Below are 26324 nucleotides of genomic sequence, written 5' to 3'. Positions count from 1 at the left end.
AATAGGAAAGAGAGGTGATACGTGATGAAATGGATTCACACGGCCGATTGGCATCTAGGTAAGATCGTCCACGGTCGACATATGACAGAAGATCAACGGAATATCTTATTCCATTCTTTTTTACAAATCGTAGATGAGGAACGACCCGATGCGGTCATCATCGCAGGGGATTTATATGACCGAGCCGTCCCTCCCGTCGAGGCGGTCGATTTACTCGATGAGATGTGGCGAGAGCTCGTCTTGAACCGCGGAATACCAGTCGTAGCCATCGCCGGAAACCATGATTCGGCAGAACGTCTCGAATATAGTTCGAAGTTATTGAGACAAGTAGGACTTCACATCGTCGGTAAGCTAGACCCGACATCTGGTCCCCTTGATGTAGCGGGAGTCCCATTTTATCCGATTCCATTCCTTGAGCCGGCTCGTGTACGGCATATCCTCGGTATCGACTCGATTCGAACGCATCATGATGCACTGGAGGCGGTCATTGAAGCTTTCGGTATGATCGAAAAAGATGCCGTGACGATTGGTCACAGTTTTGTAGCGGGAGGACTGGAGACGGATTCAGAACGTCAACTATCTGTTGGCACGGCAGGACAGGTCGCAAAAGGGTTATATGAGCCTTTTTCGTATACGGCATTAGGTCATTTACATAATCGTGATGCGATTCAATCAGAAAGAATTGCATATAGTGGGTCGCTCATGAAATATTCGTTTTCCGAGGTCAATCATGAAAAATCCGTCGACGTTCTGGAATGGAACGGTCAATGGACACGTCGTCGCCGTGCCTTGACACCAGAGCGGGATATGCGACAACTCACCGGAACATTGAACGAACTCCTTGCCCCAACTTATTATCAGCAACAAAAGACAGATGATTACCTTAAAATTGTATTGACCGATGATACGGCGCTTCATGATCCGATGGCGAAACTTCGGACTGTCTATCCGAATATCCTTCATCTTGAATTGGAACTGTTACGTCGCCAGGAGCAGACATCTACGTTTGAACGCGAGACGCTCGAAAGACAGTCAGTAGAAGAGGTATATCTCCAATTTTTTGAGGCCGTACATGATCGCACTGCCTCAGATGCCGTGAAGCAAATGATAGAAGAAGGTGATGTCTAATGAGACCGGTTGAATTGATGATTCAAGCATTTGGACCGTATGCAGAACGTGAAACGATTGACTTCACCCAGTTGGTTGGTCGCTCGATGTTTGTCGTCAGCGGTCGGACGGGCGCCGGGAAGACGACCATTTTTGATGCGATGACGTTTGCCCTTTATGGCCGGGCGAGTGGGTCGCTTCGAAATGCTAGTGACTTCAGAAGCCAGTATGCACAACCTGAGTTGAAGACGGAAGTAGATTTTTCGTTCACGATTCGAGGTGACCGCTATCGGATCGTAAGACAGCCGCAACAACCTCATCCGAAAAATAAGACGCCAATTCCGCACGAGGCCATCCTCTATGAATGGGAGGACGGTTGGAAGCCGCTGGCGACGAAGGTGAACGAGGTACAAGAACGAATCGAATCGATTTTACAATTATCGTATGAACAGTTCAGTCAAATCTTGTTGCTCCCTCAAAACCAATTTAGACAATTACTCGACTCGAACTCGAATGAAAAACAACAAATCCTCCAATCCATTTTCAAAACAGAGGCATATCGTACGTTCCAGGAGAAGTGGGGTGAACGCTATAGCGCGTATCGAAAACAAGTGGAATGGGCGGTCGAGCGGACGCGACTCAAGTTATTAGAGCTCGAAGATGAAGCAATCGAAGAGGTGTCGACCCAGTCCATCGAGGAGATTCAACGTTGGCTTGACGAGCGTGAAGAATATCTGATGACAACATGTGATACGGCCAAAACCCAGAAACAACTGTATGCGACAGCACTGGAAGAGGCAAGAGAAGCGCTTGAGAAAGCAAAATCACTCGTCACGCTGTTCAAGGAGCGAGAAGAAACCGATCGAGCACTTGTAATCTTTTTAAACGGTGAATCGATTCGAAATGAAACACGTGAACTGCTAACAAATTTAGAGGTGGCGGCAAACATTCGTCCAGTCTTTGGACGGTTACAGGAGTTAGAGCAACTCGTGCGTCGGTTGACGATGGAAGAACAGACCTCCTCGACAAAATTAGAGCACTTGCAATCCTCTCAATCAAAGTTAATGGAGCAACAATCAACGATTGAAACGGACAAAGAAGAAGTCATCTCTCGTAAGGAGCGACTTCGGATCGTCGATGAGATGATGCCAAGAATCAAGGAGCGCGCCACACTCGTGACCCTTCGTGACCGATTGATGAATCGTGCAAAAGAATTGGCCATGTTTTCAAAAGAAGTTCGGTTACAAGAACTTCAAGAAAGAGAACGGCGATTGGTCGACAGCATAAAGTCTGAACCTAGCGAACGAGCAGTCGACGCCGAGCGTCATGTCGACCGATTGGTGCAGCTGGCATCTCTTGAAACAAAGGCGCGTGAGTTATCGAAACAACTCGACGAATGTGAACGAACGGGCAAAGACGTTCAACGACAGTATGTGACCCAACAAGAAGTGGTCACCACGTTTACACAGCAAGAACAGTTACTACTAGCGAGACAACTTAGCGAGACGCTTGTAGACGGTGAGCCATGTCCGGTATGCGGTTCTCGTCATCATGATATCCCACAACACGAAGAAACCGTTACGAACATCGCGGAGCGGGATGCGGCCGTGGCACGTCTTGATGATTTGTCCACACGCTTAATCGAAGCGAGGGCGGATTATCGTTCGCTTCATCAACAACTTGAAGCAGTCCGACAAGAACTAGATCAAGCTTCCAAAGACATTCAATTCAATGGCGATGTCACAGAAGAACTCAATAAGTGGCGAACACGTGCAGAGCTATTGCAACGGGAAGAACGAATGCATCAAGAGAACGAACGGACACTTCGCCAACTGTCAGCAGAAATCCGACAGTTAGAGCAAGAGCGACGTCAACAGTTCGAAGAGCGGGAGCGTGTCGTATCCGAACTTGAAATGACGCAACAAAGTCTGTACGCACTCGGTCAAAGTGAAGAAACGACATTCGATGCGTTGCAGCGCGAGCGAGCCGACCTTGAGCACTGCATCTCGATGTTGATGAAACAAGTCGAAGCGTACGACCTTGAGTTTGAGACGGTGAAAAAAGCACTTTGGAAAGAGGAAGAACGACTGTCATTGATCCGTGAACAGTTGACTGAAGCATCGAAGCAGTATGATGCCCAGCAGACCATTTGGGTCAATCAGCTAGAAGCATCACATCTGACGCGTGAACGCTATGAATCATACGCCAATCAAATCGACAAGCGGACAATGATTCGTGAACAGTTGCAACGTGAGGAGGAAGAAGGTGTTCGACTCCGACACCATAAACAGATGATTGAAGAAAAACTGAAGAATCAGGAGCGACCAGACCTGCACGAGATGGAGATGAAAGTGAAGGAAGTGGCTGAATGCAGTGAGCAGGCGTCGAAACAGCTGATCACAGCCCAAGATGCCTTGTCTCGACATAGACACGTCATCTCGGAATGGAATACCCTTCGCGAACAGACGGCGCAAGAAGAGCGGAAATTAGAGACAATCAAATTGATTGCGGATACGGGGAAGGGAATCAACCCACAGAAAATGACGTTTGAGACATATGTTCAAACCGCCTTTTTTGATCAGATCCTTCATGCGGCCAACATTCATTTGGATCAGATGACGAGCGGTCAGTTCCGGCTTGAGCGGAAAGTCGAGACGGCGAAAGGGAATGCCAAATCTGGTCTTGAGCTTCTCGTCTTTGATGCCTATACCGGACAATCGCGTCGTGTACAAAATTTATCTGGCGGTGAAGGGTTTAAGGCGTCGTTGTCACTCGCTCTTGGACTTGCGGAGGTGGTCCAACAGCTGAGTGGGGGCATCAGTCTTGAAACGATGCTCATCGATGAAGGATTCGGTACGCTCGATGCCGAATCTCTAGACCAGGCGATTGAATTATTGATGTCTTTACAGGCGACCGGTCGGCTCGTCGGCGTCATCAGTCATGTCCAAGAATTGAAAGACCGTGTCGATGCACGGATTGAAGTGAAAAAATCTAGAAGCGGGTCGTCGATCCAGCTGATTGTGGAGTGATGGTTGTGAAAAAGATGGTGACGAAGTCGAGTCTCATCGAAAAGTTAAAAGAAGCCGGCGTTCGCTCTGGAGAGGCGTTGTTTGTCCATTCGTCGCTCTCAAAACTCGGTTGGGTATGTGGAGGGGCGCAGACCGTCATTGAAGCGATTCAGGAAGTGGTCGGTCCATCTGGGTTGATTATGATGGCGACCCAGACCGGAGACAATTCAGACCCAGCTGAATGGGAAGCGCCACCTGTCCCCGTGGAATGGTGGCAGACGATTCGCGCGGAGATGCCTCCGTACGAAGCTGATAAAACAGCGACACGTGGCATGGGACGTGTGCCGGAACTGTTCCGAAGCTATCCGCACGTATATCGTAGTTCCCATCCGATGTGGTCTGTTGCCGCCTGGGGCGATGGGGCTGAAGCCATCGTGTCCGGTCATACCATCGATGTCGGGTTCGGTCCAGGTTCACCTATCGAGCGAATGATTGAGCGAAACGCACGAATCCTTCACCTTGGGTCTCCGCTCGATGCGACGACACTCTGGCATTATGCCGAGTACGGAATTGATGGCCCGACCAAATCATTCGGTTGTGCCGTTATAGAACGAGGGGAGCGAAAGTGGCGTACATTTGAACATGTCGATGTGAACAGCGATCCGTTTGGCGCAATCGGCGAGAACATCGTCAAACAAAAGGATGTGCGAACATTTTCTATCCATGAAGCGACATGTTATCTCATTCCGTCTAGCACATGGGAACCAGTTCAACATGCGCTCATCGCGCTTCGTAGCTGGTTGAGATAGAGTAAATAGAATCGAGGGGAAGTTACGGATGAATCGTTGGATGAAACTATTGAGTATTGCGGTACTCATCATTTTACTCGTTGCCGGTTTGGCTATCGGAGGAATCTCGGCTCATATTGGGGATCAGTTGACGTCACCGGAGCGGGAAACATTGACATACACCCCGAAATCACTTGGTTTGAAGTACGAGAATGTGACAATCGAATCGGAGGAAGGATATGACTTATACGGATGGTGGATTCCTCATCCTACGCCGCGTGCGACCATCGTCTTTGCCCACGGATATGGGAAGAACCGTGAACAGGAGGATTTACCGTTGAAAGAGTTGATTCCAGAATTTCATGAACAAGGATACCAATTTTTAACGTTCGATTTTCGCGGTTCAGGGATATCAGAGGGTGACCGAGTCACGGTCGGCGCTAAAGAACAATCCGATTTAAAAGCGGCCATCCAATATGCGAAAGGTCGTTCAGAAGGACCGGTTGTCTTGTACGGGATTTCAATGGGAGCGGCGACAGCACTCTCTACAGCTGATGATGTCGAAGTTGCTGCAGTCATCGCCGACAGTCCGTTTAGTGATTTACGAAATTATCTCGAGACAAATCTTCCGGTATGGAGTGACTTGCCGAACGTTCCGTTCACGCCCGTCATCATGACTGTGACCCCTTGGTTCACCGGTCTCGATGCCGATGTCGTATCTCCTATTCAGGATATCAAGTTGATTGAGGCTCCTATCTTATTGATCCACAGTAAAGACGATGATGCGATTCCTGTTTCTGAAAGTGAAAAATTGGCTGAAGCACAAGAACGCGTCGAACTTTGGGTGACTGATAACGAAGGTCATGTCGGATCGTACCAGTCATTCCAGAATGAATATCGTCAACAAATATTCGAGTTTCTAGAACGGTCATTGTAAGCAAAGGGGCGCATTCGACGCCCCTTTTTGATATGATTGCAGACGAGACCAATGAAAGAAGGGTACAACATGGACGTTTTACAAGTATTACAGTTTCTCCTTTTAGGAACGTTAATCGGAATCTTGAGTGGATTCTTTGGAATTGGTGGTGGAATCTTACTGACACCACTTCTCCTTGTCTTCGGGTATGAAGCGAGTGCGGCGATTGCCCTTAGCCTGATGTTGACGCTCGGATCAACGACGGCAGGAACGATCTCGCATATCCGTTTGCGTAACGTGAACGTGTCGCACGCCTTATGGATCGGTGTGTTCGGGATTGTCGGGACCTGGATTGCCACACCGCTCGTCTTTTATTTAGAAGGAGTCGATGGGGCGACACTCATCATCTCACTCGTCTATATCGCATTACTCACATATTTTGCTGTTTCTTTCTTTCGTTCGAAACAGCATGTGGAAGGAAGCGTCGGAACGGACTCTGTACCACGCCTTGGAATCATCGGTGTGTTCGCGGGGTTCATCTCCTCGTTGATGGGAGTGAGCGGTGGATTCGTCTTGACCCCTCTTCAAGTCAAGTTGTTGAACACGGAGATGAAGCGAGCGGTCGGAACGAGTATTACGGCAGCACTTCTCATTGTCGTATCCGGTGTCATCAGTTATACGGTGGCAGGTGCTGAAACGAATTATCTGCACGGTCTTGCTCTGATTGCGGGTGCCATGATCGGATCACCCTTTGGAGCGAAACAGCTCCAACGCTTCAGCTCGCAGCACGTCAAAAAAGCGCTCGGTGGATTTTATATCACAGTCGCCATCAGCGTAGGGTTGAATTTGATTGGGTGGAATACGGCATCACTCGCACTTCTCGTCACATTAGCGCTCCTGTTCATCGTCACCCTCCTCATTCGACCACGCAAAAAATAAACCCCGTCTTCGGACGGGGTTTTAACGTCTAGCAATATGGTCAATGTTTTCTTGAATCTCGCCAACTTTCGCTTTTGCCTCACGGAGTCTTCGCTCAAACGCATCTGTGTCACGTTTCTCATGAGACGACTTATCGATTCCTTGACGCTGCCCTTTGTCAGAGCGTTGGTAAAAGTGGGTCGCTTTCTGTAAGCGTTTTTTAAACGTCGAGTCGCTCATCGGGACACCCCCTTCCATACTACAGTTATTCCACAGATGGAAACGGGTGAAACGTTCGAACCTTTAAGAGGCGAGGGAACGACGGACTTGAACATTCTGAGAAATTTTCACGGCTAATATGGCAGCAAGCACTGCTTTCAAAGCGTCACCAAAGAAGAATGGAATATTTACTTTGAGCGCATCAATGAACGACATACCAAGAACGATCTCGAGTCCCATACTTCCGAGTAAGTAGACGAGCCCTAGACCGAATAAAAAGTTATAGCCAATCAATGCTGGGATGGAGCGATAGCGTTCACTGAACCAGCCAATGAAGAGTGCTGCAATCGGAAAGGCGATTAAATATCCGACAGTTGGTCCTACAAACGGTGCGAGACCTCCTTGACCACTCAGTACTGGAAGTCCAATCAAGCCGAGCAAGAGATACACGATAACTGCCAAAAATCCTTTCCTTGCACCGAATACACCGGCGATGGTCATGATGGCGAGTGTTTGAAGGGTGATTGGAACGGGTCCAATCGGTATTTCGATGAAACCAATACTTGCGATGAGTGCCGCGCCGAAGGCGATTTGAGTCATATCTTGAATCTTCATATGTAAACCCCTTTTCAGTTAACGTTAACAATATAAAAGTTAACATGTTGAAAAGGGGTTGGCAAGAATTATTTCAAGACAGCCCATTTTGACTCAAAGCTGTCTGATATGCCTTCGTTTCAACATAAAGTTCATCCTTGAGTGGATGAAGATGTCGTTGACGGATCCGATAAAATTGATAGGAGACAAGCGCCGCGTTGAATAAGAGGGAGAGTAGACTGACGATAAAGAAGGCTCTCGGGTCATGTGTCGACGGTACGGGAGCTAATCGGTCGGCGAACGCGGGAACTGTCATGACAAACATAATCCATAAAGCCAACGTGTGGGCACGATGTTGTAACCAAGCCCCTTTTTTAATAAAGAAAGAAGGAATGGTACATGAAAGGAGCAGAATCAATCCTGCATAAAACGAATGGTCAGAGATACAATTATAAACGTAAGCAAAATTCCATAAATCATAGGCGATGATCCATGGCCAAATCATATCAGGCCAAATCATATCTTTTGATTGATCTTTCGAAATATTGATTCCAATCCATCCGCAGATGGCGATGATGTTCAATAATCCGGCAAAACCGTTCATTAGATTCCAAGGTCCGGACATGACCCAAAGGTGATCGATATAAGCACCATCGGGAACGTTAAAGAAGTATACTTGAAAGTCTCGGATACAGGCTTCTAAAATGTTTAGTGCCAAAATCCCAGGTGGAAAGAATAAGACCCATTTCTTTCGTAATAGCGAGGGGCGGTAACGAATAATCATGAAACCGAGACAGCCGGCGAGTGCAGAATATGTTTTCACCCAGTTGAACCAAGTACCCGTTCCATATTCATTCCCTGGAGCTGCGGTTGTCGGCCAAACAAAAAGGGTCAGTATAGTCGGTACAATCAAGAATAACGTTATTCCTCCCCACTTAGTCGTGCGACTGAATTCATTGAAAGCCATCAAGCTAAACAAGACAAATAACCCAATTCCCCATCCGACGAGATCGATTCGTTCATACAGAATTCCCACTCAAATCTCCTCCTTACATCAGTTAATTGTTCACTATTGAGCAATCAAAATCATACGTTCACATATTCGATTCCATCATGATACTTTGGCTCTCTTGAAGCTGATGATGGCCTTATTGTGATGAAGTTGCCACATATGCCAGAAGACATAAGGGACGATGATCACAAAATTAATTACTCCCCATGATTTCAATACTTCCGAGTTGAACCATGTCGAAGAGTTCATGACTTGCGGGAAAATGTCATAGCATGCACGAATCAATAAATGGGCTGCAAGCGTGTAAATACGAGCGGTAATGTAAAGCTCTGGTCGTCCTTTGATGACTGGATACAGTTCTGCCGCAAGCAAGATGCAGAGCGAGCTGGCAAAATAAGTTGGAGATTCTGCATAGACGAAACATGCGTTCCATGACGTGTATATAAAATTCCATGACCCAGTCGTATAGGCTACGAGATCGGCGTATCCTTCTTTCGCAAACTTCCAAAAAGTCGGTGCGAAAGGAATCGTCACACAGAGTAAAAATCCACAGGCGGCATTAAAGTAGTTGCCGAGTGTCACATCTTTAATCGTGGCTTCTGCGATATTTAAAAACAAGATGGCATAGAAGAACCATAAAAATTCGTCACGCTTTAAAAAGTTCCAAATCCGTCCTTGTTTGTTCTCGTAAATGGCGATTCGAGAGAAACCAACGATAATCGTCGGTATGATAACGCTTACAATTTTAGCCCAACGAAACCAGCCATCGACATTCCCCATCATCCATAATGGGATGGTCAATAACGAAGCGAGCCAAAAGTAGGCGGACAGTTTATAGTGCTTTCTGAAAAAAACGATGATTCCTAATAATAAACTTAAATAGAGTGGCATCGAGATTACATGCGGCCAAACGTTCATTCCATTCACCTTCTCATTTGAATTTAACAAACATAACGTTTGTTATGTTTTTAGTATAGGCGGACAATCCTATTTAGTCAATGTGAATTATTTCACAAAATTTAGTCCTGAGCACTCGCATTGGTAGAGCTATGTTATTCTAAAGTGGACTCGAAAGGGGAGAATAATAGTGGACGGTAAAAATAAAATTCTAGATGCAGCCAGAACGGTCATTATTCGAAGTGGGGTGAACGGGGCAACAGTCAGAGCGATTGCAATCGAGGCGAATATGACGACAGGAGCCATCTATCATCATTACAAAAATAAAGAAGATTTATTGTACGATTTAATGAATGAGAGCTTGTCTGTTTCCTCTCAAATCGCCAAAGAAATGACAGACGATGCCTATTCAAAAGAACGTATCAAAATGGAGATTGCACGAAATACGGCGGAACGCTTTCATAAAGATGCAGAGAACCGCTTGCAGTATCATTTTGCTCATGAAGTGTTACTGGGGAACATGGAGGCACAACTGAAATTAAAAGACAAATATGCAGAATGGACAAAACAAATCGAACAAATCCTGATTCATTTGTACGGACTAGAAAACACTCGTCTAAACAATGCGTTCAGTTCATGGCTGATTGCGGCAGTCGATGGGGTCGTCTTGCAATATCTACTAGACGTCAATGAAAATTCCATTGATGAGATGATGGAGGTATTCGATCTTCTACTAGAAAAAGGTCTTCCTTCTTTCGTTGAACGTCTGAATGAACAGGATAAATAAATAGACCCGTCACAGATTAACGTGACGGGTTCAAGATGATTAAGAATAGGTCATCGTGCTCATGCATGCCGAAGCTTCTTTCAACTGTTCACGGACGGCATCGAATCCTGTTCCGCCGTAACTGTTTCGACGTGCGACTGCCTGTTCAGGGGTCAAGGCATGATACACATCCTCTTGAATCAATTCAGAGTACGTTTGGAATACCGTGATTGGAAGCTCGCGTAAATACAATCGCTCATCCACGCAATATTTGACGAGTTTTCCAGTCACCTCGTGCGCCTCACGGAACGGTAACCCTTTTGCCGTCAAATAATCGGCGAGTTCGGTCGCATTAGAAAAATCGCGCTCGGTCGCTTGTTTCATGACGTCCGGGTGGAACGTCAGTTCATTCATCATCCCCGCCATGATACTGAGCGAGCCTTGAACGGTCTTGACCGTATCGAACATCCCTTCTTTATCTTCCTGTAAATCTTTATTGTAAGCGAGTGGAAGTCCTTTCATGAGCGTCAACAAGCCCATCAAGTTTCCAATCACTCGACCCGATTTTCCACGGACGAGTTCGGCCATGTCAGGGTTTTTCTTTTGTGGCATCATGCTCGAACCGGTAGAAAACGTATCCGACACTGTAATGAAGCGATACTCTTCGCTTGCCCAAAGAATCAATTCTTCACAGAAGCGGGAGAGGTGCATCATAAGCATCGATGCATTTGAAAGAAACTCGAGTATGAAGTCACGATCGCTAACGGCATCGAGGCTATTCGGGTAAACCCGATTGAATCCAAGTAATTCAGCTGAACGGGAACGGTCAATCGGAAACGTTGTCCCGGCTAAGGCTCCTGCGCCAAGAGGAGACCAATCAATCCGCTTCAAGCTGTCCGTAAACCGTTCCTTATCACGCTCTAGCATCCAGAAATAGGCGAGCAAGTGGTGGGCCAGCGAGATCGGTTGTGCACGTTGGAGGTGCGTATAGCCAGGCATGATTGTCTCTACGTTTTCTGAAGCGTGAGCATGCAATTCACGCTGAAGTGATTCAATCAATTGAATCACTTCTTTCACACGTTCTTTCAAGTAAAGATGCATGTCCGTCGCGACTTGATCGTTTCGGCTACGTGCCGTATGCATCTTCCCTGCAACCGGTCCGATCGCTTCATGAAGCAGAGCTTCTAAGTTCATATGGATATCTTCGTGATACACCTCGAATTTCAATTCATCCGCGAGTGCTTTTTGCTTAAGTTGTTGTAATCCATCAAGGATTTGAGTGACTTCTTCCTTTAAGAGGATGCCCTGGTCACCTAACATCGTCACGTGAGCCATGCTACCTTCTAAATCCTCAAGGACGAGTTGAGCATCAAATTCAATCGATGCACCGAATGCATCGACCCAATCGCTCGCCGTCTTCTCGAAACGGCCTCCCCATAATTTACTCATTGACGAACGCTCCCTTTTCCATCAACACCTCTGATTGAACTTTTGTTGGAAGACCCCATAACTTGATGAATCCGACAGCTGCTTGTTGATCGAACGTATCGGCTGACGTATAGGTCGCAAGTTCCTCATCATAAAGAGAAATTGGCGACTTCCGTCCGTCGACGATGGCCTGCCCTTTAAACAATTTCATGCGAACCGTTCCTGTGACGGTAGCTTGAGTCTCATCGATAAACGCAAGAAGTGCTTTTGTGAGCGGTGAATACCAAAGTCCGTTGTAGATTGTTTCTGTCAATTTTTGCTCGACAATTGGTTTGAAATGCGCCACTTCACGAACGAGTGTCAAGGCTTCAAGAGCTTTATGCGCAGTGATCAATGTCATGGCGCCAGGTGCCTCATACACCTCACGTGATTTGATACCGACGACCCGGTTCTCGATGTGGTCAATCTTCCCGACACCATGGGCACCCGCAACGATATTGAGCTCTTTTAAGATATCAGTGAACGATTGGCTCTTCCCATCAATAGCAACCGGCACTCCGTTCTTGAATTCAATCTCAAGATAAGTCGGTTCATGCGGTGTGTCCTCAAGTGCCGCTGTTAACTCATATGCGCTTGCCGGAGGTGCTGCCCAAGGATCTTCCAAAATGCCGCATTCGATGGCGCGTCCCCAGATGTTCTGATCGATTGAGAATGGCTCTTCTTGAACGATTGGAATCGGAATTTGATGTTTTGCCGCGTACGCGATTTCTTCCTCACGTGACCATTTCCATTCCCGAACCGGTGCGACGATTTCGAGTGAAGGATCGAGTGCATGAATGGACACTTCAAAACGCACTTGGTCATTTCCTTTCCCGGTACATCCATGGGCCACAGCGACGGCGCCTTCGGCCTGTGCGACCTCGACCAATTTTTTCGAGATGAGGGGGCGTGATAGTGCCGAAACGAGTGGATATACGCCTTCATATAATGTATGGGCCTGCATCGAATAGCGAGCGAACTCGTTGACGAACTCATCGACCGCATCGATGACGATTGATTTTTTCGCTCCAACTTTCATCGCTTTTTGTTGAATCTTTTCTAAGTCTTTCCCTTCCCCGACGTTCAAACAGACTGCAATCACATCATAACCTTGTTCGTCCAACCATTTAATCGCAACCGATGTGTCAAGACCACCTGAGTAAGCCAATACGAGTTTCTGTTTCAAAATATGAACACCCCTTATGAATAATTATTAATCTTTATTTATAAATATACAACTCAGTGTAAGGGATAAGATGTCGTGTGGCAACCCTTTTTTGAAAATAAAAAGACCACGAGTGATTTCGTGGTCGTCATTGTTCGATTTTGAGTTGGGGTAACCATTGCGACATATGGTCGCTAACAGGGGAAAGAAGTTCAGGACGAGCAGCCTTTAACGGGACGACCTCATAATGTCCATCAGATGATTTTTGCGTAAAGGTTGGATAGAACATCGGATTTTTCAATTCAATAGTCGATTGGTCATCTTCGATTGTCTTGACCACATCAATCCCGATGATGCCGCCCGTGTTTCGTTCATCTCCTTGTTGTCCGGAAAGGAAATTACCGAGCGAGTAGATGACAAATGTTTGATTGCCATGAACTCCTTCTAGCATGGTCGGGGGTTGCAGCACGTGAGGGTGGTGACCGATGATGATGTCGACTCCGAGGTCTGCTAACGATTGGGCGAGCTCAGTTTGACTCTCATTCGGTAACGGCTCGTATTCCGTACCAAAATGGAGGGAGACGACCGTCATGTCAGTCGACTGTTCCGCCTTCTCGATCTCTGGTTGCATCTGTGCAAGGTCGATATAGTTCACATGATAGGGTTGCTTCGGCACGACTCCATTCGTCCCATACGTGTATGCGAGGAAGGAAAAAGAAATATCGTTTGCAGTCAACGTACGAATATTCGCCTTGTCCTCAGCAGATAGGAAGGAGCCTGTATAAGGCATTTCGATTGCGTTCCAATGGTCAATCGAATTTTCAATAGCTCGGACGCCACGGTCGAGCGTATGATTATTCGCTGTCGTGACCAAATCGATTCCTGCCCGTTGTAAGGCATCTCCAATTTCAAAAGGACTGTTAAATGCCGGGTAGCTCGAAAGTCCGATTTCACTCCCGCCAATCATGCTCTCTTGGTTGGCGATTGATAGATCGGCGCGACTCAATATTGGAGAGATCTGTTCGAATGCAGTATCAAATTCATACCCTTCATCAGTACGAGCTGCGTTGTATACCGAATCATGTAGAAGGATGTCGCCGATTGCATAGAGGGAGGCCGTCGTGACAATCGGTTCCGGTTCGGCAGGCGGCATTTCTTCAGGTACCTCGACAATCGGTTCTTCGACTTCTTCTGGTATTTCTTGATTCGTTGCCGGAGTCGTACCACAAGCGATTAATAAAACAAAGCTAGACAGGAAGGTAAGACGAGAGACGATCTTGATTGGTTTCATCCCGATTCTCCTTTTCACGACAGATTCGTACGATAACCCTAAAATTCGTCGATAATTAAGAAAAATCCTGCCTAAATAAATAAAGACAGGTCGTTTTTGACCTGTCATGAGATTTATTTGATATGTTCTTTGACCATGTCTTGCATTTGGTCAAACTCACGTTGAATGACCTCATTTGGTGGCGGTGTCACCAAACTCACAATATAGATGGCAAGTGCCGACAGGAAGAATGCTGGAATCATTTCATACAATGTCCCAAACGTTCCGAAAAGAGAAGCGGCATAGTTCTTCCATAGAATGACGACAAAGGCTCCCGTCAACATTCCAGCAAGTGCACCTTGACGCGTCGTTCGCTTCCAAAACAGACTGAACAAGATGAGTGGACCAAATGATGAACCGAATCCTGCCCAAGCATAACCGACAAGGTTTAAGATGGTGTCGTCTGCATCGAGTGCAAGAATAATCGATATGACGGATACGAGAATGACCGTAATCCGACCGACCATGACGAGTTCACGGTCTCCCGCTTCTTTACGGAAGAACTTCTGATAAAAGTCTGTCGTCGCGGCACTCGACGAAACGAGCAATTGAGAGGAGATGGTCGACATGATGGCGGCGAGAAGAGCAGCCAATAATACACCAGTCACCAAATCCGGGAATAATAAGTCAGATAAGTTGATAAAAACGTTCTCCGGATTATCGATGGTGAGGCCTTGTTGTGTGTAATAGGCGAGACCGAATAATCCGGTCGCCATCGCCCCGACAACGGTGAAGACCATCCATGAGATCCCGATTCGACGTGCCGTCTTAATGTCCTCGAGCTTTCCGATTGCCATAAAACGGACGATGATGTGTGGCTGGCCGAAATAGCCGAGCCCCCACGCAAATAGTGAAATGATTCCGATAAGTGATTGCCCCGTCCACGGATCAAGTAACGCTTCATCAATATTTCGTACCGTGTCTAAAGCATTTGATACACCATCAGTTGCCATAATGGCGATGGCAGGTACAAAAATAAGGGCAAACAGCATGATCAATCCTTGAACAAAATCTGTCCAGCTTACTGCTAAAAATCCACCGATGAAAGTGTACAGAATAATGATGGAAGCGAGAATGACGACTCCCGTTACAAATTCAATGTCGAAGACGGCATTGAATAGGCGACCGCCGGCGACGAATCCGCTTGTCGCATAAAGTGTGAAAAAAATTAACGTGACAGCAGCTGAAAATGAACGCAACACACCTTTTGTGTCTTTAAATCGCTTCTCAAAGAAGTCTGGGATTGTGATCGCATCATCCGATATGTATGAATAAATGCGTAATCTTGGTGCGACCAATAACCAGTTCAAATAGGCGCCGATCGTCAACCCGATGACAATCCAGCCACTTGAAATCCCTGACGCATACATTGCACCAGGCAATCCCATTAAGAGCCATCCACTCATGTCTGATGCACCGGCAGATAAGGCGGCGACCCCGGGACCAAGCGCCCGACCACCTAACATGTAATCTCCGATACTGCTTGTTCTCCGATACGCGATGATCCCAAGCAAGACCATCAGTGCCATGTACACGACAATGGACACTAAAATTCCGTTCATCAACATCCCCCCGAAAGATAAAAAATACGAAAACGCTTTCAGTGATAGAGTATCACTTTGTCAAAATATTGTCACAACAAGAGGGGGAATGTAAAGATATTTTTGAGAGCTGGTCTTAAGTTAGCGGAACGTGCAAGAGGTGAGATGGTCATTGACGAGACCCGTCGCTTGTAGGTGGGCATAGACCGTTGTCGGTCCTAAAAACTTAAAGCCGCGTCGTTTCAGGTCTTTACTCAATCGTTCAGAAAGTTCCGTCGTTGCAGGAACATCTTCAAGCCGATTCCATGCATTCAAGATAGGTGCATTGTTGACGAATGACCAGATATACGAATCAAATGAGCCAAACTCTTCCTGTAGTTTGATGAACTGTTTCGCATTATTGATCGACGCCTCGATTTTTCGTCGATTTCGCACGATCCCGCTATCGCCGAGAAGTCTTTCCACATCCTCATCCGTGAAGCTGGCAACTTGCTGCACCTCAAAGTTGGCATAAGCCAATCGATAATTTTCACGTTTTCTCAAGATGGTGATCCAACTAAGTCCTGCTTGCGCACTTTCGAGTGTCAGACATTCAAAGTGCTTCTGATCATCGTGAACGGGCTTTCCCCATTCCTCGTCATGGTAACGGACGTACAATGGATCTGTCCCGCACCAAGGACACCGTACTGTTTCTTCCATTTCAATCAGCTCCTTTCTTTGAGTGTAGCATGTCTTTGCGATTATATAGCAAAATGGACGGGTATAGAGGGGAAGAATGGAGGAAGCGACATGAGTGACTGGATGATTTCTGTGATTGAACAGTACGGCTACATAGGGATTGCATTCATGATTTTTATTGAGAATGTGTTTCCACCGATCCCTTCTGAAGTCGTCTTACTCTTTGGTGGTTTTTTTGCTGTGAAGACGAATTTGTCCATCACGCTCGTCATCGTGGCATCGACGGTCGGGGCCATATTAGGAGCCGTATTATTATACGGCCTTGGACTCTTGTTTGATGTCGAGCAGATTGAAAAATGGACGAAGAAATACGGAAAATGGTTACGACTTGATCTGAATGATGTAAAAAAGGCGGATGCCTGGTTCGATCGATACGGGGGATGGATGGTCTTCTTTGGACGTTTGATGCCGGTCGTCCGAAGCCTGATCTCGATTCCTGCAGGGATGTCGAACATGCCATTCATGAAATTTCTACTGCTCAGTACGGCTGGAACAGCCTTATGGAATACCATTCTCATCCTTATCGGGATGAAAGTCGGTGAGAATTGGCAAGATATCCTCTCATACCTCGATGCTTATTCTTATGCAATCTATGGGTTGCTGTTCATCGGTGTTATCATTTATATCGTATGGCGTAAAAAGCGGCACAACAAACTAGCAAAAGACTAATGCACAAAGCAGGCGGACCCAGCATATGGGTCCGCCAATTTATTCTTCTTTTTTCTCGTCTGGCAAGACTTTCGTGAGGGTTTTCTCTGTTTTTTCTGCCAAGTACTCTGAGAAACGGAACAGAATGATTCCGACAATGGCTGACACAAAAATATAGAGACCGACAAACAAGTTGATTGCCCCGTTCGAAAGAGCGGTAAATAAAATAGAGAACTCCCCACGTGGCGCGAGTGAGAACCCGGCTTCATTGGCTTGAACCCGCGTCAAGCCATAGATTCTGCCCCCGACACGTCCGACAATCCATTTTGACAATACCCCCCATACAATCAAGACGAAGAAGAGCGCATTCACGATGACACCTTTCTCGAGGTTGATCGAGATACCGAACGAGATAAAAAAGATCGGCAAGAATAAATCTCGGACGGGTACGGTCAAACGTTTCAGCGGTCTCACGTCGTGGATATCGGCGAGCATGATTCCGGCGATGAATGCTCCTAAAATCTCAGATAATCCAAACACCATCCCAATCCCTGCGAAAAAGAGAATGAGTCCGATCAGACCGATACTCGCATCATCTTGTCGCAACAAGTGCTTCGAAAACTTTTGTTGTTTGGATACGAAGCTCGAACCAATGAACAAGAGTACGCCAAATATCAGAAATCCTGCGAACACTTTGCCGATATCGGACATCGCAACCGGTTCTTCTTGAATGATGAAAGGGGCAACCGTCAATAGGAGAGGGGCAAAAATATCCTCAAAGATGAGTAATGCGAGCACAAACTCTTTAATATCTTCATGTTTTTCGGAATGCCGCTCAAGCAGTTTCGCAGAGATGGAGGAGCTCGTCGCATATAAGACGGCCCCGATTAAAAAGGCGCGAGGGAAATCGAGACCAAATGCTAAAGCAATCCCAAACGATACCCCGAATGACAGAATGATATCGAGTATTCCCGCCTTCCATACTTTCCGCATGCGCTTCCAAAGTTCACGTAGTGGAAACTTCAGACCGAGTAGGAAAAATAACAGAATGATTCCGATCTCTCCCGCGACTTTAAAGACTTCATTCCCATCCCAGAAAAACCCGACCCCGACCCCAATTGCGATAAACGCTAAAATACTTGGGAAGAATAATCGTTCAATCAGGAGACTGAGGACAGAGATGAGGGTGAGCGCCAATCCGAGCAACACGATGATATTTAACCCATCCATACGTCATCTCCTCTCACGACCCCAATTAGCTTTCTCTTTGATTCCATTGATACTCCATTCCGACGGATTCAGGTCGTGAGTAATCAAAACCGAACTGTCGATACAATCCATCGGCTGGAATATCTGCGATTAAGCTGATGATGGCCGTCTCATCGGCTTCTTGTAAGATCCATTCCATCAAATGCTCCATGATTAATTTTCCGAGTCCAAGTCCCTGGCATTCTGGATCTACGACGATATCTACTAAATGGAATACCATCCCGCCGTCACCGACGACGCGTCCCATTCCGACAATCTCATCATCTAAGTATAAACAAATACCATACAGTGTATTTTGAAGCCCCTTCACCGTACCTCGATCAGAACGTCGTGGCATCCCTGCCTTCACGCGCAACGCTTGATGTTGTTCTGGAGTCGGTGTTTCGACTTTTACAGTTACTTCATTGACCATACTCAAATCCCCCTCTACACAAGTTGATTTTATTTTCCCGATATATTGAATGAGTAAACCTTGATTTATAAAATCGGCTATCTGCATAATGAGAAAGAGACAGGGGGAATAGTTGATGATCAATGGTCAATCCATCTTACCGGCGATACGGGACATGCGGGATTTGGAGCGGTTTTTATCGAGTGATTTCGAATTAGGGGTGTTATTAGAGATTCATATGAGCCGATTGGACTCCATCTTCAGATTATTGGGGAAACATGATAAAAAAGTGTTCATTCATATGGATTTGATTCAAGGTATGAAGGCGGACGAGTATGCGACAGAGTATGTCTGCCAGACGTTCAAACCGTTCGGTATCATCTCGACGAAAGGAAACGTCATCGTCAAAGCAAAGCAAAATGATGTGGTCACTGTACAGCGTCTATTTTTAATTGATTCCACCTCATTAGAGAAAAGTATCAAACACATTGAACGTTCAAAACCGGACTATATCGAAGTCTTACCAGGTATTGTGCCGAAGTATATTCAACGTGTGAAGGAGAAGACGGGAATACCCGTTTTCGCAGGTGGGCTGATTGAAACAAAGGAGGAAGTCCAAGCGGCACTTGCTGCGGGAGCGAGTGTGATCACGACTTCGAATCGAAAACTATGGTCCGACTAATCGGGATTTGGGTATACAGTCTTTTAGGAGGGATGAATGATGAAAGACGTAATTATTGTAACAGGGGCTAGTCAAGGAATTGGTTATGCGATTGCTCAAGCTTTCGTAAATCAGTATGAAGTAATCGGGTTAGATATTGGAGATGACCCGGACATTAAAGGGTTACGCTTTTATCAAGTAGACCTTGGAGACACGTCTGAACTTAAGCGTGTCTTTGACGATATTCACAACGAATTTGGTCGAGCCCATGTATTGATCAACAATGGAGGAATCGCTTCGCTGGTCAAGCCGATTGATGAGCTTGAGATTGACACGTTCAAACGAGTCATCGATGTCAATTTAGTCGGGACATTTAGTTGTGCGAAATACTTTTTAGAACTGAATCAAGATGAGTCATATGGAAGAATCGTTAACATGGCCTCGACACGTGCTTTCCAGAACGAACCGCATTGGGATGCATATGGTGCATCTAAAGGAGGCATCGTCGGCTTGACCCATTCACTTGCCATCTCATTAGGCGACCGCCCTGTGACGGTGAATGCGATCAGTCCAGGATGGATTCATACGTCTGATGAGTCGTTACGTGAGATTGATCATGAACAACATCCTTCGGGACGTGTCGGTGAACCAGAAGATATCGTCCGCGCTGTGAGATACTTGATCGATCGTCAAAACAGTTTTGTGAACGGGCATAATCTTGTCGTAGATGGAGGAATGACGAAAAAAATGATTTATGAAGAATAATGTGACCATATACCTAAATTCGGGATGTTTTTAGGTTATATGTACCTAATTCCGGGTAATGAATAGGAGAGTTTTTATCCGGAAGAAGGAGGATGGCGACATGAACCCGCTCGTAGAAGAGGCGTTACGTTTTTCGTCTATTCGTCACGGAGGACAGTTCCGAAAAGGTTCATCCATACCATATTTGTCACACCCATTCTCGGTCGCCATGCTTCTTGAGTCCGATCATCAAGCACCGGTGGTCGTGGCGGCAGGGTTACTCCATGATTTGATTGAGGACACGAAGACGGACCCACAAGAAATCTTATCAAAATTCGGATCTGACGTGCACAGGCTCGTTCTCGCGGTCTCGGAAAAAAATCGTGACGAGTCGTGGGAACAACGAAAACGACTGACACTTCAGCAGGTGAAATCACTTCAATTTGATGAAGTCGCACTTCTCGTGGCGGATAAGCTACATAATCTCCGTTCCATCCGTTATGATCTTGAGATGGAAGGGATGAAGGTGTGGCAACGTTTTAAACGACCGCTGCGAGACCAATCATGGTATTATCATGAATTACTATCAGCATTTGAACCGTTTCGGAGTTCGACAGACCTAATCGGTTTGTATGAACAAGAACTCCATCTATTGTTTTACGGCGAGAAAAATTCAAAAGATCGAAAAGTGGCAAGGCTCCTTGAATCGATGCTGACCCATTTTGTCGAAGACGAATGGTTGCAAGAATCGGCACCACTATGTCAAACGGCATATGAGTTAAAGGAGATTGTCGGGCGAGATACGATTGATGAAGTAGAGATTGTGTGCTTCCGACAGCGACTTCACGAAGCGGGTTGGACCACGCCATTGTCACCCGAGAAGCTCGCGGGGATGCAAGAACTCGCATATCGGACGGCTCTCGAGCCACAAGAACTTCTCGCACTCATACGTCGCTCGATTGTCAACTAGTTCTCTTCATGCTATAGTCAAAGGGAAGATAAAAAGGGGAGTAGCGACCACAATCGTGGTCGATGGGTCGTCATTACAGTGCGTGCGCACTCGGTCCATCGAGCTTTTACAAGTCCGCAAGACCTTTTTATGGGCGTTTTTGTCGTCCATAAAAAGGTCTTTTTTGTTTACCCAAGGAGGAGAAAAAATGGTATTTGTTTATTTCTTACTGGCTGCGGCCATCACCGTCTACGCCGCAATCAAATTATCGACGTACGCAGACGTCATGACTGAAAAGTCGAAAATGGGCGGGATGCTTGTCGGTACCGTTTTATTGGCAGGAGCGACTTCGCTCCCGGAAGTGACAACAAGTATATCGGCTGTCATGATTGACAACCCAGACATCGCCATCGGAAACATGCTCGGAAGTAACCTATTCAATATCTTTATCTTAGCGATGTTCGACCTATACTTCCGACAGAAGCAATTGTTCAACTATGCGAGTCGGGACCACCTGTACACGGCCGGACTTGGGTTACTCTTGACCGTCACGACGTTGATTGCTTTGATCGTTCGCGTCGACATGACGTTTATCGGAATCGGAGTCGACGCGCTCTTGATTGCGATTCTATACGGTATCGGAATCTACTATATCGGGAAACAACCGACAGAGCCGGTCGCGGAGCATGAAGTCGAAGAAGAAGTGGTCGTCGGTAAATATGAAGAGATCACGCTGAAACGTGCGGTCTTTGGATTCATCATCGCTGCAATCGTAATCATGGCGGCAGGAACAGCCCTTTCCATCACAGGTGATCAAATTGCCGTTGTCACAGGACTCGGTTCTAGTTTTGTCGGTAGCTTCTTGATTGCGGCATCGACGTCACTCCCGGAAGCGGTCGCTGTGTTCATGGCGCTCAAACTACGTAATGTCAACTTGGCATTCGGTTCGATTCTCGGCTCGAATATCTTCAACATGTTGATTATCGCCATGTCAGATGTCTTCTATCGGAATGGATCGATTCTCGCAGATGTCTCGACGTCACACCTCGTATCTGCGGTCGGGATCACGATCCTATCGATCCTCGTCATGTATAGTGTGCTAAGACAAAATGTCACGTCGAAGGTACGTTATGTGATTCCTTCGTTACTCGTTGTCGTTGTCTATTTCGTTTCGTCTTACTTGATCTTTATCGGGTGAGTACATGCATCAGCCTTAGGGCTGATGTTTTTTTTATTGGGAATGCGAATTCATTGCTTCGGGTATAGAGGAATTGAAGGAGGGGTGGCGATGCAGATGCATGAAGTGGAAACACGCCAAGCGTATTCGATTTTGATTCCGGCCTATAACCCTGATGAGGCACTCGTCACACTCGTGGAGAAGTTGAGGGCGAGTGGGTTTTCGAACATCATTGTGGTCAATGACGGTAGTGACGAATCGTCGGTAGGCACATTTGATAAGATTGCATCATTTGTCGACCAAGTGTTAACGCACGAACAGAATCAAGGGAAGGGAGCAGCAATCAAGACGGGGTTACGGTATGTGGTGGACACATATCCGGATAAAACGGGGGTCATCACGGTCGATGCCGACGGGCAGCACTTGCCGCAAGATGTCGTCAACGTCTATGAGGAAGGGTTGAATAAACCACATCATCTCATCATGGGATGTCGAGATTTTAGCGGAGATGCGATTCCGTTCCGGAGCCGATTCGGCAATCAGGCGACACGGCTCGTGATGTTGATTGGGAGTGGGCTGAAGTTAAAAGACACGCAGACGGGACTTCGAGCCATCCCGATGCGATATGCGCGACAACTGATTGACATTCCTGGAAATAGATATGAGTTCGAGATGAATATGCTCACGTTCACGAAACGATTGCAGGTCCCGATTCAACAAACGACCATCCAGACCGTATATGAGAATGAAAATGATTCATCCCATTTTAGACCGATTCTCGACTCGATTTTAATTTATCGGATGTTTTTGATGTATTCGTTATCCTCTGTCGCCTCGTTCCTTGTCGACGTAGGGATGTATGCGCTCTTTATTTATTTATTATCCCCATACTTCGATACGGCTCACGTCGTCATCGCGACGGTCATCGCTCGAATCATTTCCTCTCTCTTCAATTATCTCGTTAATCGAAAAGTAGTCTTCGATTCGAAGGCGCGGCGGTCTCTTCCGAAATATTTTAGTCTCGTCGTGCTTCAAATGGCCGTTTCAGCACTCCTTGTTTATCTCTTGTTTCTCTTGCTCAGACAAGGCGAGGTCATCCTAAAAGTAATCGTCGATAGTTTTCTCTTTTTCGTCAGTTATTATGTCCAGAAGAGATGGATTTTCAAAAAATAGCCGGTCATGATTTCATGACCGGTTTAATATGCGAGCGTTCCTGTTTTCACGGACGTATAGCGATGTAATTCTTTTGGGCTTGTGATGCCGGTTTTTTGCATCATGTCTCGCATAAGTAGCGCGCATACGCGAGCATCTTCCGCAGCATCATGATGAATAAACGGCACGTTCAAGTGTTCTGCCATCGTGTTCAACTTATGGTTCGGGAGTCCTGGATACAGTTTACGTGACAGTTTGACGGTGCAACCGTACTCGATTGTAGGGAAATCGAATAGATCATATTTCACAATCGCCTTTCTCAAGGCACCCATGTCAAATGAAGCGTTATGTGCGATGACGAGGTCCACTTCCCGTAAAATCGGGTAAAGAGAGGAAAGTACTTCCGGTAATGCCGGTGCATCCCACACGTCACTCGGACGAATGCCATGGACGCGGATGTTACCCATATCAAAGTCTTCCTCCGGATTGACGAGTCGCTGGTCGGTTTCGACCACATCACCATTTTGAAGGATGCTCCATCCGACAGAACAGATGCTGCGACTATCACGGTTAGCGGTCTCCACGTCAAGTGCGAGAATGGTATGGTTCATAGTTTACCTTCTTTCGTAAGCAATAAAAAAAGTCTAACAGAAAGTTAGACGAATGTCGTGCTTAAGCGGCAACAAGTGTTCGGCAAGCTTCCGCACAACGCTCACATGCTTTGGCACAGGCTTGACAATGGTCGTGCTGATGTCGTCCGCATTCAACCGCACACGTATCACAGACTTGGGCGCATAAAGCAACGATTGGTTTTGAAAAGGCTGAATCTGTTTCTAAGGCATTTAAAGCTAAAGTACAAATGTCTGAGCATTCTCGAGTCAGGCGGATGCATTCGGTGAACATGTGTAAATCCTCTTCTTGCAAACTTTTTGAGAAGCAGTGGTTGCATGCGCGCATGCATTCGATCACGCTCGTCAATGTTTCTTCTACAGATGTACGTTCCATCAAAATTCCCCCTTATATGAAAAAGTCTAACTATCATTACCCGTTCAGAAAGAGGTTGAATCGCACCATACCAATAAAAAAGCCACACCTCATTCGAGATGTGACCAATTAATGGAGCATAGGGGGCTCGAACCCCTGACCTCTACGCTGCCAGCGTAGCGCTCTCCCAGCTGAGCTAATGCCCCGTTCGAAATCATTATATCATCGTAGTATTCGACATGGCAATTCCCTTTTTGAATTTAGGTTTATAAAATTGGAGACGTGGGAATTTCATGTTAGACGTTATATTAAGAAAGCAGGTGTGCTTCATGGAAATGATTCTTTTGGCACTCTTACCGGCACTCATGTGGGGAAGTATTCCACTCATCGTGTCGAAAGTAGGAGGAAAACCGATTCAGCAGTTAATCGGAACGACCATCGGGGCGATGATCATGGCAACAGTGATTGCCCTCGTCTTCCGACCGGAGTTCACGACACTCGCCATCGTGACCGGATTTATCTCAGGGGCGTTCTGGGCGCTCGGTCAATATTTGCAGTTCCAATCGTTCCAAATCTTAAGCGTCTCCAAAGCGATGCCAATCAGCACGGGGATGCAACTCGTTGGGACGTCTCTCTTTGGGGTCATCGTACTCGGGGACTGGCAGACATCGACGGAGCTATGGTTAGGGTTTTCAGCGCTCGTCTTGATTATCATCGGAGCGACTATGACTTCATACCAACAGAAGAAAGATCAGGACAGTGCCGGTGCGTTGAAAAAGGGTTTACTCGTCCTATTCGTTTCGAGTATTGGTTACGTCACGTATGCCGTCTTGACGAACTACTTTGAAGTAGAAGGGATCACCGCGATTCTTCCACAATCCGTCGGGATGTTCATCGCGGCACTTCTGTTCAGTCTTCGTGAAAAGGACGTCAAGAAACTCGATCCACGCACATTCAAAAACATCTTGGCGGGAATCGCCTGGGGAATCGGGAACTTCGGACTTTTCGTTTCAAGCGGAGAAGTGGGGATTGCGACTTCGTTCGCCTTATCCCAATTGAACGTCGTCGTGGCGACACTTGGTGGGATCTATCTCTTGAAAGAAGAGAAGACGACAAAAGAACGCGTCTTTGTTTTCATGGGAATCGGGTTGATTGTCGTCGCTGGATTTATGCTTGGGATTGCCAAGAGTTAAGTTTCAATTATGAAATGAAAAGAACCTTGAATGAACTCGATTTTGAGTGCCATTCAAGGTTTTTGTTTTGAGTATCTTTCAATCGTTGAAATGAGAGCAGGAGAAGATGTGATCGATAGGGAAGTAATCTCATATTGCGTTCGTCATATAGGACGGGCAGCACATTCGTGATTGATCAAAAATTGTAGAATAAAGGGGAAACGAATCATGGATTCAAATGTCGTGACGATATCAACGCTCGTCGATGCACCAATCGACACAGTCTGGAAATTCTGGACAGAACCTGAACATATCAAACAATGGAATCATGCGTCTGACGATTGGCATACGATTGAGGCGGAGAACGACTTACGGGTCGGCGGGAAGTTTCGTAGTCGGATGGAAGCAAAAGATCAAAGCATGGGCTTTGATTTTGAAGGGGTATATGAGGAAGTTGAAGTAAATGAGCTTATTCAGTATCGTCTGGAAGATGAACGGAGAGTCAGAATTTCATTTGCTTCAGAAGGTGATCAGACGAAAGTGGTCGAGGTGTTTGATGCGGAGTCGATGAATCCGGTTGAAATGCAACGACAAGGCTGGCAGGCGATCCTCGACAATTTCACTCGATATGCGAATGGGAAGAGTGTGTAAAAGATAAACGGAAGGTTTGAACAGCAGGTCCTTTTTCATTAAAGTGGACGCTGCTGTTTG

General features: G+C 46.4%; 27 protein-coding genes and 1 tRNA gene. 14 read left to right on the top strand and 14 right to left on the bottom strand.

All coding sequences use genetic code 11. From position 1 onward, the window contains the following. The first annotated feature begins 24 nt into the window (after nucleotides 1-24). The 5 genes from GVY43_RS04335 to GVY43_RS04315 all read left to right on the top strand — a co-directional run bounded on the left by GVY43_RS04335 (nucleotide 25) and on the right by GVY43_RS04315 (nucleotide 6758). On the top strand, nucleotides 25-1128 hold the full coding sequence (locus tag GVY43_RS04335; RefSeq protein WP_159562387.1) for an exonuclease SbcCD subunit D: 1104 nt from the start codon (nucleotides 25-27) through the stop codon (nucleotides 1126-1128). Continuing rightward, nucleotides 1128-4136, top strand: a complete 3009-nt coding sequence (locus GVY43_RS04330) for an AAA family ATPase (RefSeq protein ID WP_159562386.1) — start codon at nucleotides 1128-1130, stop codon at nucleotides 4134-4136. The genes GVY43_RS04335 and GVY43_RS04330 overlap by 1 nt, the downstream gene beginning before the upstream one ends. Next, nucleotides 4136-4924 carry an aminoglycoside N(3)-acetyltransferase gene (locus GVY43_RS04325; RefSeq protein ID WP_047795253.1) on the top strand — a complete coding sequence of 263 codons (789 nt, stop codon included), beginning with the start codon at nucleotides 4136-4138 and terminating at the stop codon, nucleotides 4922-4924. Before GVY43_RS04330 ends, GVY43_RS04325 begins: the two co-directional genes overlap by 1 nt. 28 nt (nucleotides 4925-4952) lie before the next feature. Next, the gene (locus GVY43_RS04320) at nucleotides 4953-5840 is read left to right on the top strand and encodes an alpha/beta hydrolase (RefSeq protein ID WP_159562385.1); all 888 of its coding nucleotides are present in this window, start codon (nucleotides 4953-4955) and stop codon (nucleotides 5838-5840) included. A gap of 69 nt (nucleotides 5841-5909) precedes the next feature. Next, the gene (locus tag GVY43_RS04315) at nucleotides 5910-6758 is read left to right on the top strand and encodes a sulfite exporter TauE/SafE family protein (RefSeq protein ID WP_031423531.1); all 849 of its coding nucleotides are present in this window, start codon (nucleotides 5910-5912) and stop codon (nucleotides 6756-6758) included. A 21-nt stretch (nucleotides 6759-6779) separates the two neighbouring features. Here GVY43_RS04315 and GVY43_RS04310 read toward each other — a convergent pair whose 3' ends face one another. The 4 genes from GVY43_RS04310 to GVY43_RS04295 form a co-directional block, all read right to left on the bottom strand. Further along, complete coding sequence (locus tag GVY43_RS04310) at nucleotides 6780-6977, bottom strand: hypothetical protein (RefSeq protein WP_012726425.1); 198 nt, start codon at nucleotides 6975-6977, stop codon at nucleotides 6780-6782. Nucleotides 6978-7040: 63 nt separating this feature from the next. Continuing rightward, on the bottom strand, nucleotides 7041-7571 hold the full coding sequence (locus tag GVY43_RS04305) for a biotin transporter BioY (RefSeq protein WP_159562384.1): 531 nt from the start codon (nucleotides 7569-7571) through the stop codon (nucleotides 7041-7043). 73 nt (nucleotides 7572-7644) lie between these two features. Then, nucleotides 7645-8586, bottom strand: a complete 942-nt coding sequence (locus GVY43_RS04300) for a DUF5692 family protein (protein ID WP_159562383.1) — start codon at nucleotides 8584-8586, stop codon at nucleotides 7645-7647. A gap of 75 nt (nucleotides 8587-8661) precedes the next feature. Continuing rightward, entirely contained in the window at nucleotides 8662-9480 is an 819-nt protein-coding gene (locus GVY43_RS04295) for a hypothetical protein (protein WP_031423538.1), read from the bottom strand. Between the two features lie 169 nt (nucleotides 9481-9649). Here GVY43_RS04295 and GVY43_RS04290 point away from each other — a divergent pair, with 169 nt between their 5' ends. After that, on the top strand, nucleotides 9650-10246 hold the full coding sequence (locus GVY43_RS04290; protein WP_159562382.1) for a TetR/AcrR family transcriptional regulator: 597 nt from the start codon (nucleotides 9650-9652) through the stop codon (nucleotides 10244-10246). Nucleotides 10247-10285: 39 nt separating this feature from the next. Here GVY43_RS04290 and argH read toward each other — a convergent pair whose 3' ends face one another. The 5 genes from argH to GVY43_RS04265 all read right to left on the bottom strand — a co-directional run bounded on the left by argH (nucleotide 10286) and on the right by GVY43_RS04265 (nucleotide 16427). Continuing rightward, on the bottom strand, nucleotides 10286-11674 hold the full coding sequence (argH, locus tag GVY43_RS04285) for an argininosuccinate lyase (protein WP_159562381.1): 1389 nt from the start codon (nucleotides 11672-11674) through the stop codon (nucleotides 10286-10288). After that, complete coding sequence (locus GVY43_RS04280; RefSeq protein ID WP_147538911.1) at nucleotides 11667-12881, bottom strand: argininosuccinate synthase; 1215 nt, start codon at nucleotides 12879-12881, stop codon at nucleotides 11667-11669. Before GVY43_RS04280 ends, argH begins: the two co-directional genes overlap by 8 nt. A gap of 124 nt (nucleotides 12882-13005) precedes the next feature. Beyond that, entirely contained in the window at nucleotides 13006-14148 is a 1143-nt protein-coding gene (locus GVY43_RS04275; protein ID WP_159562380.1) for a CapA family protein, read from the bottom strand. A gap of 113 nt (nucleotides 14149-14261) precedes the next feature. Then, entirely contained in the window at nucleotides 14262-15749 is a 1488-nt protein-coding gene (putP, locus tag GVY43_RS04270; RefSeq protein WP_047795263.1) for a sodium/proline symporter PutP, read from the bottom strand. A gap of 120 nt (nucleotides 15750-15869) precedes the next feature. Beyond that, a complete protein-coding gene (locus GVY43_RS04265) occupies nucleotides 15870-16427 on the bottom strand; it encodes a DNA-3-methyladenine glycosylase I (protein ID WP_159562379.1) in 558 nt (185 codons plus the stop codon). A gap of 90 nt (nucleotides 16428-16517) precedes the next feature. Between GVY43_RS04265 and GVY43_RS04260 the strand changes: the two genes are divergently transcribed. After that, nucleotides 16518-17135 carry a DedA family protein gene (locus GVY43_RS04260; RefSeq protein ID WP_159562378.1) on the top strand — a complete coding sequence of 206 codons (618 nt, stop codon included), beginning with the start codon at nucleotides 16518-16520 and terminating at the stop codon, nucleotides 17133-17135. Between the two features lie 39 nt (nucleotides 17136-17174). On the opposite strand, the gene GVY43_RS04255 is transcribed toward GVY43_RS04260, so the two are convergent. Continuing rightward, the gene (locus tag GVY43_RS04255; RefSeq protein WP_012726414.1) at nucleotides 17175-18344 is read right to left on the bottom strand and encodes a cation:proton antiporter; all 1170 of its coding nucleotides are present in this window, start codon (nucleotides 18342-18344) and stop codon (nucleotides 17175-17177) included. Nucleotides 18345-18369: 25 nt separating this feature from the next. Continuing rightward, nucleotides 18370-18795 carry a GNAT family N-acetyltransferase gene (locus tag GVY43_RS04250; protein WP_159562377.1) on the bottom strand — a complete coding sequence of 142 codons (426 nt, stop codon included), beginning with the start codon at nucleotides 18793-18795 and terminating at the stop codon, nucleotides 18370-18372. Between the two features lie 115 nt (nucleotides 18796-18910). On the opposite strand from GVY43_RS04250, the gene GVY43_RS04245 reads away from it, so the two are divergent. The 5 genes from GVY43_RS04245 (at nucleotide 18911) to GVY43_RS04225 (ending at nucleotide 23478) form a co-directional block, all read left to right on the top strand. Continuing rightward, the gene (locus tag GVY43_RS04245) at nucleotides 18911-19456 is read left to right on the top strand and encodes a glycerol-3-phosphate responsive antiterminator (RefSeq protein ID WP_159562376.1); all 546 of its coding nucleotides are present in this window, start codon (nucleotides 18911-18913) and stop codon (nucleotides 19454-19456) included. A 39-nt stretch (nucleotides 19457-19495) separates the two neighbouring features. Next, complete coding sequence (locus tag GVY43_RS04240) at nucleotides 19496-20200, top strand: SDR family NAD(P)-dependent oxidoreductase (RefSeq protein ID WP_159562375.1); 705 nt, start codon at nucleotides 19496-19498, stop codon at nucleotides 20198-20200. 100 nt (nucleotides 20201-20300) lie between these two features. Continuing rightward, nucleotides 20301-21149: an HD domain-containing protein gene (locus tag GVY43_RS04235; RefSeq protein ID WP_159562374.1), complete on the top strand. Its 849-nt coding sequence runs from the start codon at nucleotides 20301-20303 to the stop codon at nucleotides 21147-21149. Between the two features lie 187 nt (nucleotides 21150-21336). Then, nucleotides 21337-22326 (top strand): sodium:calcium antiporter, encoded by a 990-nt coding sequence (locus GVY43_RS04230; protein ID WP_031423558.1) that lies wholly within the window; start codon nucleotides 21337-21339, stop codon nucleotides 22324-22326. 90 nt (nucleotides 22327-22416) lie between these two features. Then, nucleotides 22417-23478, top strand: a complete 1062-nt coding sequence (locus GVY43_RS04225; protein ID WP_159562373.1) for a bifunctional glycosyltransferase family 2/GtrA family protein — start codon at nucleotides 22417-22419, stop codon at nucleotides 23476-23478. A gap of 23 nt (nucleotides 23479-23501) precedes the next feature. Here GVY43_RS04225 and GVY43_RS04220 read toward each other — a convergent pair whose 3' ends face one another. From GVY43_RS04220 to GVY43_RS04210, 3 genes are all read right to left on the bottom strand, one after another. Beyond that, nucleotides 23502-24068, bottom strand: a complete 567-nt coding sequence (locus GVY43_RS04220) for a 3'-5' exonuclease (protein ID WP_012726407.1) — start codon at nucleotides 24066-24068, stop codon at nucleotides 23502-23504. Nucleotides 24069-24129: 61 nt separating this feature from the next. Beyond that, nucleotides 24130-24462: a four-helix bundle copper-binding protein gene (locus GVY43_RS04215; protein ID WP_012726406.1), complete on the bottom strand. Its 333-nt coding sequence runs from the start codon at nucleotides 24460-24462 to the stop codon at nucleotides 24130-24132. A gap of 112 nt (nucleotides 24463-24574) precedes the next feature. Then, nucleotides 24575-24647, bottom strand: a tRNA-Ala gene (locus GVY43_RS04210). A 123-nt stretch (nucleotides 24648-24770) separates the two neighbouring features. On the opposite strand from GVY43_RS04210, the gene GVY43_RS04205 reads away from it, so the two are divergent. Then, entirely contained in the window at nucleotides 24771-25634 is an 864-nt protein-coding gene (locus GVY43_RS04205; RefSeq protein WP_078146990.1) for a GRP family sugar transporter, read from the top strand. A gap of 207 nt (nucleotides 25635-25841) precedes the next feature. After that, the gene (locus tag GVY43_RS04200) at nucleotides 25842-26264 is read left to right on the top strand and encodes an SRPBCC family protein (protein WP_159562372.1); all 423 of its coding nucleotides are present in this window, start codon (nucleotides 25842-25844) and stop codon (nucleotides 26262-26264) included. Nucleotides 26265-26324 lie beyond the last annotated feature (60 nt).

The organism is Exiguobacterium sp. 8H (assembly GCF_902506255.1).
GTDB classification, from domain to species: domain Bacteria; phylum Bacillota; class Bacilli; order Exiguobacteriales; family Exiguobacteriaceae; genus Exiguobacterium; species Exiguobacterium profundum.
This window is presented reverse-complemented; position numbering and strand designations above follow the sequence as displayed.

Bases quoted from the DNA above. Each gene is read 5' to 3' on its own strand.
- GVY43_RS04320 (WP_159562385.1), top strand. From the start codon at position 4,953: ATGAATCGTTGGATGAAACTATTGAGTATTGCGGTACTCATCATTTTA.
- GVY43_RS04310 (WP_012726425.1), bottom strand. From the start codon at position 6,977: ATGAGCGACTCGACGTTTAAAAAACGCTTACAGAAAGCGACCCACTTT.
- putP (WP_047795263.1), bottom strand. From the start codon at position 15,749: ATGAACGGAATTTTAGTGTCCATTGTCGTGTACATGGCACTGATGGTC.
- GVY43_RS04215 (WP_012726406.1), bottom strand. From the start codon at position 24,462: ATGGAACGTACATCTGTAGAAGAAACATTGACGAGCGTGATCGAATGC.
- GVY43_RS04250 (WP_159562377.1), bottom strand. From the start codon at position 18,795: ATGGTCAATGAAGTAACTGTAAAAGTCGAAACACCGACTCCAGAACAA.
- GVY43_RS04295 (WP_031423538.1), bottom strand. From the start codon at position 9,480: ATGAACGTTTGGCCGCATGTAATCTCGATGCCACTCTATTTAAGTTTA.
- GVY43_RS04305 (WP_159562384.1), bottom strand. From the start codon at position 7,571: ATGAAGATTCAAGATATGACTCAAATCGCCTTCGGCGCGGCACTCATC.
- GVY43_RS04330 (WP_159562386.1), top strand. From the start codon at position 1,128: ATGAGACCGGTTGAATTGATGATTCAAGCATTTGGACCGTATGCAGAA.
- GVY43_RS04205 (WP_078146990.1), top strand. From the start codon at position 24,771: ATGGAAATGATTCTTTTGGCACTCTTACCGGCACTCATGTGGGGAAGT.
- GVY43_RS04265 (WP_159562379.1), bottom strand. From the start codon at position 16,427: ATGGAAGAAACAGTACGGTGTCCTTGGTGCGGGACAGATCCATTGTAC.
- GVY43_RS04220 (WP_012726407.1), bottom strand. From the start codon at position 24,068: ATGAACCATACCATTCTCGCACTTGACGTGGAGACCGCTAACCGTGAT.
- GVY43_RS04260 (WP_159562378.1), top strand. From the start codon at position 16,518: ATGAGTGACTGGATGATTTCTGTGATTGAACAGTACGGCTACATAGGG.
- GVY43_RS04240 (WP_159562375.1), top strand. From the start codon at position 19,496: ATGAAAGACGTAATTATTGTAACAGGGGCTAGTCAAGGAATTGGTTAT.
- GVY43_RS04230 (WP_031423558.1), top strand. From the start codon at position 21,337: ATGGTATTTGTTTATTTCTTACTGGCTGCGGCCATCACCGTCTACGCC.
- GVY43_RS04315 (WP_031423531.1), top strand. From the start codon at position 5,910: ATGGACGTTTTACAAGTATTACAGTTTCTCCTTTTAGGAACGTTAATC.
- GVY43_RS04325 (WP_047795253.1), top strand. From the start codon at position 4,136: ATGGTTGTGAAAAAGATGGTGACGAAGTCGAGTCTCATCGAAAAGTTA.
- GVY43_RS04225 (WP_159562373.1), top strand. From the start codon at position 22,417: ATGCAGATGCATGAAGTGGAAACACGCCAAGCGTATTCGATTTTGATT.
- GVY43_RS04335 (WP_159562387.1), top strand. From the start codon at position 25: ATGAAATGGATTCACACGGCCGATTGGCATCTAGGTAAGATCGTCCAC.
- GVY43_RS04235 (WP_159562374.1), top strand. From the start codon at position 20,301: ATGAACCCGCTCGTAGAAGAGGCGTTACGTTTTTCGTCTATTCGTCAC.
- GVY43_RS04275 (WP_159562380.1), bottom strand. From the start codon at position 14,148: ATGAAACCAATCAAGATCGTCTCTCGTCTTACCTTCCTGTCTAGCTTT.
- argH (WP_159562381.1), bottom strand. From the start codon at position 11,674: ATGAGTAAATTATGGGGAGGCCGTTTCGAGAAGACGGCGAGCGATTGG.
- GVY43_RS04255 (WP_012726414.1), bottom strand. From the start codon at position 18,344: ATGGATGGGTTAAATATCATCGTGTTGCTCGGATTGGCGCTCACCCTC.
- GVY43_RS04200 (WP_159562372.1), top strand. From the start codon at position 25,842: ATGGATTCAAATGTCGTGACGATATCAACGCTCGTCGATGCACCAATC.
- GVY43_RS04245 (WP_159562376.1), top strand. From the start codon at position 18,911: ATGATCAATGGTCAATCCATCTTACCGGCGATACGGGACATGCGGGAT.